A 13,843-nucleotide genomic window follows, 5' to 3' on the forward strand; every position below is an offset into this window, starting at 1 on the left:
TGCCGCCTGGTGCTCAGCATGAGGTGCCTGACGGCATGGCGAGGAGCCCGTGATCTGCTGAGACTCGGACTGAGCAGGCCGAGACCACGATCTGCCGACCCCACGATCCAAGGACCGACCACCCCGTGTTCAACTCCCTCTCCGACCGTCTGACAGCCACCTTCAAGAACCTCAAGGGCAAGGGGCGGCTGAGCGAAGCTGATATCGACGGCACCGCCCGTGAGATCCGCCGGGCGCTGCTCGACGCCGACGTCGCCGTGCCGGTGGTCCGTCAGTTCATCGCCAAGATCAAGGCCCGAGCCCTGGGCGCAGAGGTCTCCGAAGCGTTGAACCCGGGTCAGCAGGTCGTCAAGATCGTCAACGAGGAGCTGGTGGGCATCCTGGGTGGAAAGACCCGGGAGCTGGCCTTCGCCAAGCAGCCGCCGACGATCATCATGCTCGCCGGTCTGCAGGGCGCCGGTAAGACCACGCTGGCGGGCAAGCTGGCCTACCGGCTGAAGAACCAGGGGCACACCCCGCTGCTGGTGGCCTGTGACCTCCAGCGCCCCAACGCGGTCAACCAGCTGCAGGTCGGTGGTCAGCGTGCCGGTGTCCCGGTCTACGCGCCGCACCCCGGGGTGTCTTCGGAGGCTGAAGTGGCCACCGGGGACCCGGTGGCGGTGGCCCGCGACGGTGTGGCCCAGGCGCGGCAGGCGCTGCATGATGTGGTGATCATCGACACCGCCGGGCGCCTCGGCGTCGATGAGGAGCTGATGCGTCAGGCCTCCGATATCCGCACCGCTGTCGGCGCCCATGAGGTCCTCTTCGTCATCGACGCGATGATCGGTCAGGACGCGGTCGCCACCGCCCAGGCCTTCGACGAGGGTGTGGACTTCACCGGCGTGGTGCTCTCCAAGCTCGACGGTGACGCCCGCGGCGGTGCGGCGCTCTCCGTGGCCTCGGTGACGGGTAAGCCGGTGATGTACGCCTCCACCGGTGAAGGGCTCAAGGACTTCGAGGTCTTCCACCCGGACCGGATGGCCCGGCGCATCCTGGACATGGGGGATGTGCTCTCGCTGATCGAGCAGGCGGAGGCCTCCTGGGACAAGGGCGAGGCCGCGAAGATGGCCAAGAAGTTCGCCGACCAGGAGGACTTCACGCTCGAGGACTTTCTCGCTCAGATGCAGCAGCTCAAGAAGATGGGTTCGATGAAGAAGCTGCTGGGCATGATGCCCGGAGCTCAGGGCATGCGCAAAGAGCTGGAGCAGTTCGACGACTCCTCACTTGGACGCATCGAGGCGATCATCTATTCGATGACCCCTCACGAACGGGCAGCGCCGAAGATCATCAATGGGTCCCGGCGAGCCCGTATTGCCAAGGGCTCCGGTGTGCACGTCTCCGAGATCAACCAGCTGCTGGAACGCTTCGGCCAGGCGCAGAAGATGATGAAGCGCATGGCCTCCGGAGGAGGCATGCCGGCCGGGATGCCCGGCATGGGTGCAGGAATGCCCGGGGGCGGGATGCCTCCGGGGATGGGAGCCGGTGCCGGCAGTGCGAAGTCCAAGCGCAAGCAGCAGCAGGCCAAGGGCAAGAAGAAGGGCCGTTCGGGGAACCCGGCCAAAGCCGCCCAGCAGGCCCGGGAGGCAGAGCAGCGTCGTTCGGCCGCCGCGGAGAAGCGATTCGACGGCTCCAGCTTCGGCGGAGGCGGCTCCTCGGGGGAGTTCTCGCCCGAGGAGCTGAATCTGCCGCGGGGATTCGATAAGTACCTGCGCTGAGGCTCTGCGGGTCGGATCGCGTCAGAGGTGCTTTTCTGGCACACTGTATCCGTACTGTGGTCAGCGGCGGACACCCTCTACCTCCGCCGTCCGATCATCGTCATTTTGCGGTCGTATCGCCTGAGCAGCACTCCCCACGCAGCCGGATAGTCGACCGCGCCTCTGATACGAGCAACAGGAGTTGACCACACCCGTGGCAGTGAAGATTCGCCTCAAGCGGATGGGCAAGATCCGCGCACCGTTCTACCGCGTCGTCGTCATGGACTCTCGCGTCAAGCGCGACGGAGCCGCGATCGAGCAGATCGGCAAGTACCACCCGACCGAGGAGCCGTCGTTCCTCGAGATCGATTCTGAGCGTGCCCAGTACTGGCTCGGCGTCGGCGCCCAGCCGACCGAGCAGGTCCGGGCGCTGCTGAAGGTCACCGGTGACTGGCAGAAGTTCAAGGGCCTCGACGGCGCAGAAGGCCGCCTGAAGACCAAGGCGCCCCGAGAGGAGTTCGTGGCGCCGGACAAGGGTTCGGTCGTCGTGGAGAAGTCCGAGGAGCCGAAGGCGGCAGAGCAGGCACCGGCTGAGGAGCCCGCTGCTGAAGCCGCACCCGCCGAGGACGCCGACGCCGAGAAGGCTGAGTGATCCATGTCTGCTGACGCCGTGCTGACCGACGCCCTGGACCACCTCGTCCGCGGCATCGTGGATTCTCCGGACGACGTCGATGTCCGCCGCAAGCTCGGCCGACGTCACGGCGTCCTGCAGGTCCGCGTCCACCCGGATGACCTGGGGCGGGTGATCGGCCGGGCAGGCCGCACCGCCAAGGCACTGCGCACTGTGGTCGGTGCGCTGCCCGGCGGCGAGGGGGTTCGGGTCGACGTCGTCGACACCGACCGTCGTCGCTGAACGGCACGGAGGACCACGCAGATATGACATCGACTGACCGTCCCGCACGAGGTCGGCAGCCCAGCGACCCGCAGGCCGAGCGCCTGCGGGTCGCTCGCATCGGTAAGCCCCACGGCGTGCGCGGTGAGGTCACCGTCCAGCTGTTCACCGACGAGCCGGAGACTCGACTCGCACCCGGCGAAGCGCTCATCCGTCAGCACGGCCGAGACACCGCTGACCGTGAGACCCCAGCACTGACCGTGCGCACCCAACGGTGGAACAAAGACATCTGCCTGCTCGGCTTCGAGGAGATCACCGACCGCAACGCTGCCGAGGCCCTGCGCGGGTCGATGCTGCACATCGAGGTCTCCGACGACTCCCACCACGATGACGAGGGCTGGTACACCCACCAGATCGCCGGGCTGCGCTGTTTCTCCGGACGCCAGCGAGATCGCGGAACCGTCCTGGGCACGGCGGAGGAGATCCTCTCGGGTCCGGCGCAGGACCTCCTCGTCGTCCGGGCTCCAGACGGTGAGGAAGTGCTCGTCCCCTTCGTCGACGAACTCGTGCCCGAGATCGACCCCGAGGTGGGACGAATCATCCTCACCCCGCCCGAGGGTCTCTTTCCGCAGGACCAGCAGCGATGACGCCGATGCGCCTGGACCTGGTCTCCATCTTCCCGGAGTTCTTCGACGTCCTGGACCTCTCCCTGATCGGACGGGCCCAGCAGGACGGGCTCTTACAAATCCGCCGCCATCAGCTGCGCGAGCACACCACGGACCGGCATCGCACCGTCGACGACACCCCCACCGGTGGGGGCGCCGGGATGGTGATGCGGCCTGAACCGTGGGCGCTGGCCCTGGAGGGTGTGTTGGCAGATGTCACACCGGATCCTGCTGAGGCGGCAGAGCCTGCGCCGGACTCCGCCCGTCCGACCCTGATCATTCCGACTCCGGCCGGTGCCGTCTTCACCCAGAGCATCGCCGAGGACCTCGCCCGCCGTGAGCACCTGGTCTTCGCGGCCGGGCGTTATGAAGGCATCGATCAGCGGGTGGCCGACTGGGCCCAGGAGCGTTTCGAGGTGATGCCCCTGAGTATCGGAGACTACGTGCTCAACGGCGGCGAGGTCGCGGTGATCGCCATGGTCGAGGCCATCACCCGGCTCATCCCCGGTGTGATCGGCAACCCGGTCTCCCTGGAGGAAGAATCCCACTCCGACGGGCTGCTCGAGTATCCCGTCTACACCAAACCGGCTCTCTGGCGCGGCCTGCCGGTGCCGGAGGTACTCCTCTCAGGTGATCACGCGCGGATCGCGGAACACCGCCGTGAGCAGCAGCTGCGCCGGACTCGGGAGATCAGGCCCGATCTCTATGCGCGCCACCTGGCCCAGCGTGGGGATCATCTGGCATAATTGTGCCTCGCGCCTGCCGGACGTACCGCTCTGCCATGGGGGACGGTCGTCGACAGCAGCCGCCCGTCTCCGCAGTTCGCGCGGAGGACGGCACTGACGAGTCTTTGGCCAGTATCAGCGTGCTGAGAAGAGTCCGCACCACGCGGCTCCGCTGGCTTGTGACATCACGGACCTCTGACCTGTGGCAGTCGTCCGAGGAGAAGATATGAAGCCTCTCGACTTCGTCGACGCAGCCAGCCTGCGTTCGGACATCCCCGAGTTCAACGCCGGTGACACCGTCAACGTCCACGTGAACATCATTGAGGGCCGTACCTCGCGTGTTCAGGTGTTCAAGGGATATGTGATCGGCCGTCAGGGCAGCGGCGTCGGTGAGACCTTCACCGTGCGCAAGGTCTCCTTCGGCGTGGGCATCGAGCGTACCTTCCCGGTGCACTCCCCGGTGCTTGAGAAGATCGAGGTCGTCGCCCGTGGTGATGTGCGTCGCGCCAAGCTGTACTACATGCGTGAGCGTCACGGTAAGGCCGCCCGCATCCCGGAGAAGCGTGAGTCGGCCATCGCCCGTCAGCTGGGCGAGGACGTCGAGTCCTCCGTCGAGGGCTGATAGCCGTACCGTCGAGCCGTGGACCTGTGGGTCCGCCTCGAGTCCGTCTCACAGATGACTTCACCCGCAGGCCCCGCACCGACCGGAGACACCGGTCAGGTGCGGGGCCTGCGGGCTGTCTGCCGCCGGTTGCCGGCGGGTCTGCGGCTGCGTCACCTGGTGATCATCGTTGCCGTCCTGGCCGTGGTGCTCGTCGCCGTGCTGCGCAGCGCCGTCGTCGATGTCTATACCGTCCACCAGGAGTCCATGCGGCCGACGCTTCATGACGGAGAACGGATGCTGGTGGACCGGACGGTGGGCGAGGGCGACGTCGAATCCGGCGCCGTGATCGTCTTCGACGGCACCGGCTCCTTCACGCCATACCAGGAGGATCAGGGGGCGATGGCTGCCGCTGTGGCGAGGATTGGCCATTGGTTCGGCATCGGGTCACCCCCGGAGACCTATGTGAAGCGTGTCATCGGCGTCGGCGGTGAGACCGTGACCTGCTGTGATGACCAGGGGCGGCTGAGCATCGACGGCGAAGCCCAGGACGAGGAGTACCTCGCCCGGGAGATCTCCGCGGATGACCCGGCCTCGCGTCAGGAGTTCGATGTGGTCGTGCCGGAAGGCCGGGTCTGGGTGATGGGCGATAATCGGCACAGCTCCGTCGATTCCCGAGATCTCCTCGGTGCCCCCGGGGGAGGGATGATCAGCGAGGATCGCGTGGTCGGAGAGGTCACTGAGGTGTTCTGGCCCTGGTCCCAGCGGCGCAGTCTCGCCGCCGGAACCGGCGATGCCGCTGAGGCAGTGCCGTGAGAGGACGGACGCCATGCCGCTAGATGCCACACTGATCCCTGAACTCGCGCTGGCGCAGAGCACCGGTGCACGGTTCGTCGCCGGAGTCGATGAGGTCGGCCGCGGCGCTTTGGCCGGGCCTGTCAGTGTGGGCGTGGTGGTGGTCGATCTGGACCATCCCGAGATCGGTGCGGAGCAGACCGGCGTCTGGCCTGTGCTGCGTGGTGTGCGCGATTCCAAGGCGCTGACCCCGCAGGCCCGGATGAGGTGGGCCCCGATCATTGAGGCCCAAGTTACCGCGCACAGCGTGCAGCACCGGGCGGCGCACCGGATCGATGACATCGGCCTCAGTGCTGCGCTGCGTGAGGCTGGGCTCGCCGCCTTGCACGCCGCCGAGGCCGGATTGGGGCATCGGGTCGATGCCGTCATCGTCGACGGTGCCCAGGACTGGCTCACCGGCGGGCGGTCCGAGCGGGTGCACCCGATGATCAAGGCCGACTCCTCAGCATTGTCTGTGGCTGCTGCCAGTGTGCTGGCCAAGGTGGCGCGTGATGAACTGATGGCGGGGTTCGCCCGTCAGTACCCGCCGTATGCCTGGCAGTCCAACCGGGGTTACGGTTCTGCCGCCCACCGTGAGGCGCTGGCCGATCACGGAGTGACGCCTCTACACCGCAAGAGCTGGAATCTGGGCCCGACGGCGAGAGACTCCTCCGCAAGCTCCTCCACAGGTGCCTCCACCGACTGACGACACGCCCGGGCCCTCCACAGCCTGCCCATCTCGACTCGTGCCGTACCGGCTGACCCCGGCAGAGTGATGCCTCAGACAGCGAGACCGGGTTCCCCGGCGCTGGGTCTGAGCACCGGCCGGAAGGATGGCGATCCTCTCCGGCCTACGGGGAGGAGAACGAGGGCAGATGCGGGCGAAAGATCGGACCGGCCTGATCGGCGAGGAATTGGCGGCAGATCATCTGCGCGGCCTCGGGCAGGTGGTGCTGGAACGCCGGTGGCGCACCGGACGTGGTGAGGTGGACCTGATCACCGTCGACGACGGCGAACTCGTCGCCGTCGAAGTCAAAACCAGGCGGGGGCGCGGATACGGGCATCCGGCAGAGTCTGTCTCGGCGGAGAAGCTGCGCCGACTGCATCTGCTGCTGGCCGACTACGCGGCCCAAGCCGGGGCGTTACGCTGCCCGCGGCGCGTCGATGTGGTGGCCGTGATCCTCGGTGCGGCGCAGACGGACCATCACGGGGCGCCGAGCATCGAGCATCTGCGAGGCGTGTACCGATGACGATGGGACGTACGCGCGGTGTGGTGCTCGTGGGTCTGCGGGGACATCTCATCGACGTCGAAGCCGATATCGGACAGTCTCTGCCGGCGTTCGTGCTGCTGGGCCTGCCGGATGCCTCCTTGCGGGAGAGCCAGGACAGGATCCGGGCCGCGGCGAAGAACACCGGCGTGGCGCTGACCGACCGTCGACTCACCATCAATCTGCTGCCGGCCTCCCTGTCGAAGTCCGGGTCCGGGCTGGACCTGGCGATCCTCATGGGTGCCTGGGCCGCCGACGGACGAGTCCGGGGCACTGACGAGGTCGTCTTTCTCGCCGAACTGGGTTTGGACGGGCGGCTGCGCCCGGTTCGAGGCGTGTTGCCCGCGGCCGCCGCAGCGGCGCGGGCGGGCGTGGAGATGATGGTGGTCAGCCGGGAGAACGCCGCCGAGGCCGCTCTGGTGCCCGGGCTTGAGGTCCTCTCCGCCTCTCACGTCGCCGAGGTCTTGGCGGCCTTCGCGGTGGTGTCGAAGACCAGGCAGGAACTGCGCAGCGCCGGATTCGACAGCCAGAGGCTGCAGCTTGACCGTCACACCGGCGGAAGCTCGGACGGTGCGGAGCCCTGGTATACAGCAGAGTCTGTTGAGAATGCACAGCCTGCTGCGGCTCCAGGGGCGTCCCAGATGCACGGTGAGAGGGCTGAGGTCCTGGACCTGCGAGATGTCCGAGGCCAATATGAGGCCCGGCTGGCGTTGGAGATCGCGGCCGCCGGAGGACATCACTTGTTGATGATGGGGCCACCCGGTGCGGGGAAGACCATGTTGGCCGAACGTCTGCCGAGTATTCTGCCGCCGCTTCAGGATGCGGCGGCCACTGAGGTCACCGCGATCTCGTCGATCGCCGGTGGGGCCGAGCCGGTCACAGCACTGCGCCGACGTCCACCCTTCGAGGCGCCGCACCACAGCGCCTCCACGGCGTCGTTGATCGGTGGTGGGGCGCGGATGGCCCGCCCGGGTGCCGTGACGCGGGCTCACCACGGCGTATTGTTCCTCGACGAGGCCCCGGAGTTTCCCCGCACTACCTTGGATGCCTTGCGACAGCCTCTGGAGACCGGCGGGATCACCCTGCACCGTGCCGCCGGAGCGGTCACCTATCCGGCGGAGTTCCAGTTGGTGCTGGCCGCCAACCCCTGTCCCTGCGGTTATATGCTTTAGGTGTGTCAAGCGTGGCCAGGAAGCCCGGGAAGTGAGCACAGTGACCCGGCTAAACTGCCTCCTCACCGCTCTGCTCACCGGTGAAACCCTAGGTCAGAGCAGGTTTGGTGAGCAGAGTGAGCACGGTGAGCAGGAGTGGCCGGCCCTCCGGTTGCGTACATAATGACCGGCTTCGGGGTGGGGTGATGGATTTTGGTCCCGCTGAGCGCGAGATCAAGAATCTTGCTCACTCTGCTCACCGCAGCCCCGAAACCCCCGGAATGACGGGCCAGAGGCGGTGAGCAGAGGGGTGAGAACCTGGTGAGCAGAGGGGGTAGGTGGAGAACCGCTGCTCACCAGGAGCTGTGGTGGGGTTCTGTGCGTGCTTCATCGTGAGTGTTAGTAGATCACCAGACGCGCGATAGTATTCACACAATGGCCTCGTAGACCAGGAAGGTACGCACCCATGACTGATGAGCACACCGTCCCGCCTGAGTCCAAGCTGCTGAAGGAAGTCCAGTCCCTCTCCGGCATCCCCGTGCCCGAGCTGGCCGAGGCCACCGGCCTGTCGAAGGCCACCATCCACTCCGCCATCCAGGGTGTGCGCTACAAGACCGGCGGCTCCATCCCTGCCCCGCCGTCGGACAAGACCCTGGTGAAGCTGGCCCGAGCCCTGTCCATCACCCCTGACCAGCTGCGCCACGCCAGCCCCAACCGTGCCCGGGCGATCCACGAGCTCTCCGAGGAGCCCGCGCTGGAGAAGTCCCTGCCCAGCGATGAGGAGAGTCAGGCTGCTGCGGCCGCTCACCTGAGGCTGGCCCGCAGGGTGCTGTCCACCTTCACCGACCAGGAGCTACTCGACGAGATCGCTCGACGGGCGGCTGAGCGCAACGAGCGTGAAGCCTCGGCGGGTTCCTGATAGTCTCTCCGGCACTACCTCTCCAAGCTGAGACCCCACCGGGGTTTGTCATGCCCAGAAGCAGCCGCAGGCTGCACCGGGCAGCAGAGCAGCTTGGTAATCACATAGTGGAGGTAGTTCTTTGAACGACATCATCACCCTGTCCCCCGCAGCACAGTCTCTGATCCGTGATCAGATTTCGCTGCTCGAGGGGATCTACCCCGCTCGGGTGAACCACGATTTCGTGGTCCAGCGCCTGCAGGAGGCTCGCCACAACCTCGAGCATCTGCTGACGCTGAGCTCCTCCGAGACTCCAGGTCTCACTGCGGAGGACGCCGAGCACTTCCGCACCATCCAGGTCGCTCCCTTAGTCGCCGAGCCCATCGAGGCCGAGCGTCTGATGGCGGTGGAATCCACCCCTCAGCATCGTGCTGCGACGCATCTGCTGACTCGCTCCCCGCACTATGCGGAGCTGGTCACAGCGCTGGTCGCCAGCGATGACTGCGGCTGGATGGGGTTCGTCTTCCCGCTGGATGACGAGCTCACCACCTTCGAGGTTCCCCAGCATCTCTCCGACGAGGCCCGCCGCGTGGGCTCGCTGGTGCTGATGCTGCTGGGCGTCTCGATCCGTGAGTCCCTGGGTGAGCTGCTGCCTGGTCTGGACCCTCAGTCCTCGGTGGCCTTCGCCGAGGCCTGCCAGATCCTGCAGCAGTAGCACCGCCGGAGGCGGAGCCGGGTAGCTCCTCGAACGTCATCCCGACCGAGAGGAGCTGCCCGTGTCTGTCGCCACCATCACCCCCGCTGTCTGGATCGGCTGCCTGGCCTGCTACAACGCCGGTGCCCTGACCGGCAACTGGTACGAAGCCGCTACAGCTGATGAGATCACCCCGGAGAAGCTCCACGGCCACCAGACTCCTCACGAGGAGCTCTGGGTCATGGATCACGAGCACCTGCCCATCGAGGGCGAGTGCTCGCCGCATGAGGCTGCCAAGCTCGCCCGGCACCTCGACGAGGTCGACGAGCACCTGCTGCCGGCATTCCTGGCCTGGATCGGCTCCGGCTCCTACGTCCTGGACGGGGAGAACCTGCCCGACCACGGAGAGTTCACCGACCGCTACGCCGGCCACTGGGACTCCTTCGAGCAGTACGCCCACAACCTCGCCGACGAGACCGGGATGCTCAGCGGCATCCCCGAGCACATCGCCCGGTACTTCAACTGGCAGTCCTGGACTGACGACCTGCAGCACGACTACACCGTGCTCGATGCCTCCGAGGGAGGCGTCTACGTCCTCCGGGACCACTGATTTGTCGCTTCCTTAAGCGTCCCTCTCACACCCAAGACCACCCTCACCAGGAGGTTCCCCATGCCCAAGATCGCCTACGTCAACAGCCCGTTCGGTGACCCCGAGATCCACGCCCCGGGATGCGCCGACATCAAGAAGAAGGTCCGCCGAGGCTTCGACCTCGCCGGCTACGCCGAGGCCACGACCCAGCGCGAGGCCTTCTACGACTACAACGCCGACTTTATCGACGACGGATACACCGAAGAGGACTTCTGGAACCTGAAGTTCTACCCGTGCGCAGGACTCTGAAGAGAGGAGAACCATGACCACCGACGAGAAGCTCATGCGGACCGAGGAGATCATCCGCGCCCAGATCAAGCGGTTCGATGAGGTCCTAGCCGATCCTGACTGGGAATGGGACGCGATGGTCGAAGCTGCCCTGGAGGTCCGTGACGAGCTGAAGAGGACGATGCCTGACCCGCCTGAGATCCAGGCGTTCATCGCCTGTGCGACCTGCCGCGAGGGCGGGATCAACATCGGTGACTGGTACACCGCCCGCACCGCGGACGAGGTCACCCCCGAGATGATCCACAAGGGGCCGACGCCTCACGACGAGCTGCGGGTCTACTGGCTGGAGAAGACCTTCCTCGAAGAGCCGCTGACTCTCGCAGAGACCGCTCAGCGGATTCGGTAAGACAGCAGAAGACCCCCGACACCTTACGGTGCGGGGGTCTTCTTTTCTGCTGTGAGGGTCAGTCCTGCTCAGCGGCTTCCTCCTCCTCGGCCTCACCCTCACCCTCACCCGGGTGCATGCCGAGGCCGTGAAGATATTCAGTCGTCAGTGCCATCATCAGGGCCTTGAGAATCACCTTCTCCGGCTCGGCGGCGGCGTCCAACACCTCACGCACCTCATCCACGTAGGTGTCCCAGTCCTCGTGGTGGACCTTCTGCACGACGATTCCCTCGTTGTCACGGTAGTTGTCGCTGTTGATCTGGCGAAGTTTCCATGCAAGCTCTTCGTCCTTCTTCTGCGCCTCAAGAGCCTCGACCACCTTCTTGTGCTCTTCGAGCTGCTCAGGGGTCGCGTTTGCCTTGAAGTGCTCCCACTGCTTCTCCTTCTCCCGGTATTCCTCCAAGAGTCGAGGCCGAATCGCGATCATGTGTTGCTCCATCGCGCGCAGCTCTTCAGGAGCGGTCTCGGGGATTCGCGGCTCATCCCCTTCGCTCTCCATCTTCTCGATCTTCTCGCGCACCTCGCGGGGGTCGAAGTCGGGGATCTCAAGGGTCATGCCTGTCACTCTCCTCATGCTCAGTTACCGCTGACTCTGTGAACGCTCCCAACTGAAGCTGAACGCACCCTGGTGTTGATCATCACATTGCGCAAGGCCACTTCGACTATGTGTTCTCGGTGGCCCACGTCTTCAGCTCCTAGTGCGCCGCCGAGGGCGGCCCCGGGCGGCTCCTGACACCTGCCCTGAGTGTGAGGAGCACGCCTTTGAATGCTGACACCACCACCCGGACTGCTGAGAACCCCCTGCTTCCCGATTCTGCTGAGGCGAACTCCGCCCTCGAGGCCGCCGCACAGTGCCTTGCTGACACGCAGGTTGCGGGGTTTGAAGCGGAACCCGATCAAGTCAATCGACAACACGAACAGGCCCTGAAACGCGTTGCCGCGACTGCCGAAGGGCGCGAGCATCTTCGCCGTCAGCTCGCCGAGGCCCAGAGCGTAGTAGACACCTTCACGGAGCCCACTGCGGCACTTGGCCGGGACTACCCAGACCTACCTCCGGCCTCTCAACTCAGTCGCAAGAACTCACTGGAGACGGTCAGGACTTACCCGCAGTTGATCGCACGCGGCGAGTCCCGGCAGGCGTGCTTGGCGGCGTTCGCGGATGCAGGCTTCGGCCAGCAATCGCGCCGCATCGCTGCAGCCGAGGCCAGGAGAGTCCTTCAGGCCTGGGGCGACCACGAGGTGCGGTACACGTTCGGCCCGTACCGCGAACCGCGCCCTAGGCGGATTGTGAAGGTCACGCGAGACCACATCTACACCGAAGCGCTGGGTCTAGAGGGCCCCAGTCAGATCACCCTCTCCCGGCAGCACTTTCACCAGGACGCTGCGGGAAACCTCCTCGTCGCCGATCCCCGTATGCACGGCGGCCTGCCCTACGCCATGTACTCACCGATTGGAGACTGATCCATGACCGAGACCGCCCACGGCACCAACCCGCTGTCCATCGTCGAGCTGGGCGATGCCCTTGCACTGACCCAGCACACCTTCGGCCGTGTGCCCGAGGACTCCCTGGTCCTCATCGGCCTGCGTGATGGGACGACCCAGGGCCACCTGCGAGTGGACCTGGACCCCATCGCCTCCATGCCCGAGGCTTACGCCGAGCAGGTGGCCACGTGGCTGACCGCTGACCCGGAGAAGGCCCCCGAGGGTATCTGCGTGATCGTCTGCGACCAGCAGCACAACCACGCCGAGGAGACTCTGGACCGGATCTCCATCGCGCTCAGCTCAGCGTTCGGCGAGATCCCCATCGCTGTGGAACACCGCCTGACCGACGAGGTCCGCGGGCCCATCGCTCTGCGGAAGGCGCTCACCCGGCATCCCTACCTGCAGATCGACCAGAAGCCGGACCCGGCCGAGGAGGCTGCTGCCTGGGTGAACCAGCCGCGGCAGGAGATCTCCTACCCGGACAAGGCCTCAGTGGACTACCTGCTGACTCCGCTGATCCCGATGCTGCTGGACGCCGAGGAGCCGGACTGGCCGGCGATCACCGAGCTGGAGCACCAGATCGACGATGCTGTGGCTCGGTGCGCTCCCCACGTGAAGCCGCTGGTGATCGGCGCGAAGACGCTCATCGTCCACGCCCAGGGCCAGGGCACTCTGGCGGCTGAGATCCTCACCCACGCCGAGGACTCCGACAGCCCGGTGGTGGAGTTCGCCCGCAGGATGACCGCCACGATCCACCCGTTCGCGCAGACCTACGCGACCAGCCATGCCAGGTTCAGGAAGGAGAACCGCAGCCAGTAGCTGCGCCACGAGATCCCTCGCTCTGGAGCATCACCTCCGGGGCGGGGGATCTTTTTTTCACACCCCTCGCTTGGACGCAGTGACTGTGCCTAAGCTCGAGGGCATGGGGAGGAAGTTCTACACGCTGGATGAGGTCGCCGAGGCGCTGGCGATCTCGATGTCTCAGATGCGAGCACTGATCAAGCGCGGTGAGATCGAGGGCATCCAGATCGGCGGGCGCGGTCAGTGGCGCATTGAGGACGCGAAGCTCGAGGAGTACATCGAGCGGATGTACGAGGAGCAACGCCGAGAAAGACGCGAGTAGGACTCTCTCAGCTGAAGTCACCCCATGTGGCGGATAGGTCCACGAAAAGCTGATTCCCGTACTTGTAGTCGAGCCATCTGCTCCGGTGAAGCTGATGCACGGCAACACCTGGCGCGATGCCAATTTCCTTGGCCACTGCCCTGATCTCGTGGTCCTTCAGACGGCCACGGAACGGCTCGAGTCCCGCCTCTCCGAAGAGGATCTTGCGCGCGAACTCGTTGGCGTTCTTCTCCGCGGCTGAGTTGCGCTTCTTCGGAGTGGAGTACTCCACGTGCATCTCCCCGCGTGGGTCGTTGAGCACGTGCCCGATCTCGTGGAAGAGAGTCCAGATCACGAATCCGCACTTCTTGCCCCATCGGCCTGTCTGCTGAATGACAGGTACTCGCTCATCGATCCACCGGGGACTGCCGCACGGATAGGTGACATCTGATCTGGCTTGCCCACTGGGCGGCCTG

At 65.8% G+C, this 13,843-nt stretch carries 20 protein-coding genes; 18 read left to right on the forward strand and 2 right to left on the reverse strand.

Annotated features, from left to right (window positions below; all coding sequences use genetic code 11):
* Window positions 1-125 precede the first annotated feature (125 nt).
* The 15 genes from ffh (at window position 126) to RIL96_RS08475 (ending at window position 10,744) form a co-directional block, all read left to right on the forward strand.
* On the forward strand, window positions 126-1,754 hold the full coding sequence (gene ffh, locus RIL96_RS08405) for a signal recognition particle protein (protein WP_310548566.1): 1,629 nt from the start codon (window positions 126-128) through the stop codon (window positions 1,752-1,754).
* Window positions 1,755-1,947: 193 nt separating this feature from the next.
* Window positions 1,948-2,385 carry a 30S ribosomal protein S16 gene (gene rpsP / locus RIL96_RS08410; RefSeq protein ID WP_310548567.1) on the forward strand — a complete coding sequence of 146 codons (438 nt, stop codon included), beginning with the start codon at window positions 1,948-1,950 and terminating at the stop codon, window positions 2,383-2,385.
* A gap of 18 nt (window positions 2,386-2,403) precedes the next feature.
* Entirely contained in the window at window positions 2,404-2,646 is a 243-nt protein-coding gene (locus RIL96_RS08415; RefSeq protein ID WP_310548592.1) for an RNA-binding protein, read from the forward strand.
* A gap of 23 nt (window positions 2,647-2,669) precedes the next feature.
* Window positions 2,670-3,272 (forward strand): ribosome maturation factor RimM, encoded by a 603-nt coding sequence (gene rimM / locus RIL96_RS08420; RefSeq protein ID WP_310548569.1) that lies wholly within the window; start codon window positions 2,670-2,672, stop codon window positions 3,270-3,272.
* A 5-nt stretch (window positions 3,273-3,277) separates the two neighbouring features.
* Window positions 3,278-4,036 carry a tRNA (guanosine(37)-N1)-methyltransferase TrmD gene (gene trmD / locus RIL96_RS08425; RefSeq protein ID WP_310548593.1) on the forward strand — a complete coding sequence of 253 codons (759 nt, stop codon included), beginning with the start codon at window positions 3,278-3,280 and terminating at the stop codon, window positions 4,034-4,036.
* A 205-nt stretch (window positions 4,037-4,241) separates the two neighbouring features.
* Window positions 4,242-4,637 carry a 50S ribosomal protein L19 gene (gene rplS, locus RIL96_RS08430; protein WP_310548570.1) on the forward strand — a complete coding sequence of 132 codons (396 nt, stop codon included), beginning with the start codon at window positions 4,242-4,244 and terminating at the stop codon, window positions 4,635-4,637.
* Between the two features lie 54 nt (window positions 4,638-4,691).
* The gene (lepB, locus tag RIL96_RS08435) at window positions 4,692-5,432 is read left to right on the forward strand and encodes a signal peptidase I (protein WP_310548571.1); all 741 of its coding nucleotides are present in this window, start codon (window positions 4,692-4,694) and stop codon (window positions 5,430-5,432) included.
* Between the two features lie 13 nt (window positions 5,433-5,445).
* Window positions 5,446-6,156 carry a ribonuclease HII gene (rnhB, locus tag RIL96_RS08440; protein WP_310548572.1) on the forward strand — a complete coding sequence of 237 codons (711 nt, stop codon included), beginning with the start codon at window positions 5,446-5,448 and terminating at the stop codon, window positions 6,154-6,156.
* Between the two features lie 169 nt (window positions 6,157-6,325).
* Window positions 6,326-6,700 carry a YraN family protein gene (locus RIL96_RS08445; protein WP_310548573.1) on the forward strand — a complete coding sequence of 125 codons (375 nt, stop codon included), beginning with the start codon at window positions 6,326-6,328 and terminating at the stop codon, window positions 6,698-6,700.
* Window positions 6,697-7,890, forward strand: coding sequence for a YifB family Mg chelatase-like AAA ATPase (locus RIL96_RS08450; protein WP_310548574.1), 1,194 nt, complete (start codon window positions 6,697-6,699; stop codon window positions 7,888-7,890). Before RIL96_RS08445 ends, RIL96_RS08450 begins: the two co-directional genes overlap by 4 nt.
* A 445-nt stretch (window positions 7,891-8,335) precedes the next feature.
* Complete coding sequence (locus RIL96_RS08455; RefSeq protein ID WP_310548575.1) at window positions 8,336-8,788, forward strand: helix-turn-helix domain-containing protein; 453 nt, start codon at window positions 8,336-8,338, stop codon at window positions 8,786-8,788.
* Between the two features lie 121 nt (window positions 8,789-8,909).
* Entirely contained in the window at window positions 8,910-9,482 is a 573-nt protein-coding gene (locus RIL96_RS08460; protein WP_310548576.1) for a hypothetical protein, read from the forward strand.
* A gap of 61 nt (window positions 9,483-9,543) precedes the next feature.
* Window positions 9,544-10,071, forward strand: a complete 528-nt coding sequence (locus RIL96_RS08465; RefSeq protein WP_310548577.1) for an antirestriction protein ArdA — start codon at window positions 9,544-9,546, stop codon at window positions 10,069-10,071.
* 60 nt (window positions 10,072-10,131) lie between these two features.
* The gene (locus tag RIL96_RS08470) at window positions 10,132-10,359 is read left to right on the forward strand and encodes a hypothetical protein (RefSeq protein WP_310548578.1); all 228 of its coding nucleotides are present in this window, start codon (window positions 10,132-10,134) and stop codon (window positions 10,357-10,359) included.
* Window positions 10,360-10,372: 13 nt separating this feature from the next.
* Window positions 10,373-10,744, forward strand: a complete 372-nt coding sequence (locus tag RIL96_RS08475; RefSeq protein WP_310548579.1) for a hypothetical protein — start codon at window positions 10,373-10,375, stop codon at window positions 10,742-10,744.
* Between the two features lie 58 nt (window positions 10,745-10,802).
* Here RIL96_RS08475 and RIL96_RS08480 read toward each other — a convergent pair whose 3' ends face one another.
* Complete coding sequence (locus tag RIL96_RS08480) at window positions 10,803-11,339, reverse strand: hypothetical protein (RefSeq protein WP_310548580.1); 537 nt, start codon at window positions 11,337-11,339, stop codon at window positions 10,803-10,805.
* Window positions 11,340-11,545: 206 nt separating this feature from the next.
* Here RIL96_RS08480 and RIL96_RS08485 point away from each other — a divergent pair, with 206 nt between their 5' ends.
* The 3 genes from RIL96_RS08485 (at window position 11,546) to RIL96_RS08495 (ending at window position 13,388) form a co-directional block, all read left to right on the forward strand.
* Window positions 11,546-12,244: a hypothetical protein gene (locus RIL96_RS08485; protein WP_310548581.1), complete on the forward strand. Its 699-nt coding sequence runs from the start codon at window positions 11,546-11,548 to the stop codon at window positions 12,242-12,244.
* Window positions 12,245-12,247: 3 nt separating this feature from the next.
* Window positions 12,248-13,084, forward strand: coding sequence for a DUF4192 family protein (locus RIL96_RS08490; RefSeq protein ID WP_310548582.1), 837 nt, complete (start codon window positions 12,248-12,250; stop codon window positions 13,082-13,084).
* Window positions 13,085-13,163: 79 nt separating this feature from the next.
* Window positions 13,164-13,388: a helix-turn-helix domain-containing protein gene (locus RIL96_RS08495; protein ID WP_310548594.1), complete on the forward strand. Its 225-nt coding sequence runs from the start codon at window positions 13,164-13,166 to the stop codon at window positions 13,386-13,388.
* A gap of 7 nt (window positions 13,389-13,395) precedes the next feature.
* Here the strand turns inward: RIL96_RS08495 and RIL96_RS08500 are convergent, their stop codons facing one another.
* The gene (locus RIL96_RS08500; protein ID WP_310548583.1) at window positions 13,396-13,722 is read right to left on the reverse strand and encodes an ImmA/IrrE family metallo-endopeptidase; all 327 of its coding nucleotides are present in this window, start codon (window positions 13,720-13,722) and stop codon (window positions 13,396-13,398) included.
* Window positions 13,723-13,843: the final 121 nt, after the last annotated feature.

This window comes from Nesterenkonia aerolata (assembly GCF_031470965.1).
GTDB lineage: Bacteria > Actinomycetota > Actinomycetes > Actinomycetales > Micrococcaceae > Nesterenkonia > Nesterenkonia aerolata.

Excerpts from the sequence above, each read along its gene's own strand:
- rimM (WP_310548569.1), top strand. The coding sequence starts at position 2,670 with ATGACATCGACTGACCGTCCCGCACGAGGTCGGCAGCCCAGCGACCCG.
- trmD (WP_310548593.1), top strand. The coding sequence starts at position 3,278 with ATGCGCCTGGACCTGGTCTCCATCTTCCCGGAGTTCTTCGACGTCCTG.
- rplS (WP_310548570.1), top strand. The coding sequence starts at position 4,242 with ATGAAGCCTCTCGACTTCGTCGACGCAGCCAGCCTGCGTTCGGACATC.
- lepB (WP_310548571.1), top strand. The coding sequence starts at position 4,692 with ATGACTTCACCCGCAGGCCCCGCACCGACCGGAGACACCGGTCAGGTG.
- rnhB (WP_310548572.1), top strand. The coding sequence starts at position 5,446 with ATGCCGCTAGATGCCACACTGATCCCTGAACTCGCGCTGGCGCAGAGC.
- RIL96_RS08445 (WP_310548573.1), top strand. The coding sequence starts at position 6,326 with ATGCGGGCGAAAGATCGGACCGGCCTGATCGGCGAGGAATTGGCGGCA.
- RIL96_RS08450 (WP_310548574.1), top strand. The coding sequence starts at position 6,697 with ATGACGATGGGACGTACGCGCGGTGTGGTGCTCGTGGGTCTGCGGGGA.
- RIL96_RS08455 (WP_310548575.1), top strand. The coding sequence starts at position 8,336 with ATGACTGATGAGCACACCGTCCCGCCTGAGTCCAAGCTGCTGAAGGAA.
- RIL96_RS08470 (WP_310548578.1), top strand. The coding sequence starts at position 10,132 with ATGCCCAAGATCGCCTACGTCAACAGCCCGTTCGGTGACCCCGAGATC.
- RIL96_RS08475 (WP_310548579.1), top strand. The coding sequence starts at position 10,373 with ATGACCACCGACGAGAAGCTCATGCGGACCGAGGAGATCATCCGCGCC.
- RIL96_RS08480 (WP_310548580.1), bottom strand. The coding sequence starts at position 11,339 with ATGACCCTTGAGATCCCCGACTTCGACCCCCGCGAGGTGCGCGAGAAG.
- RIL96_RS08490 (WP_310548582.1), top strand. The coding sequence starts at position 12,248 with ATGACCGAGACCGCCCACGGCACCAACCCGCTGTCCATCGTCGAGCTG.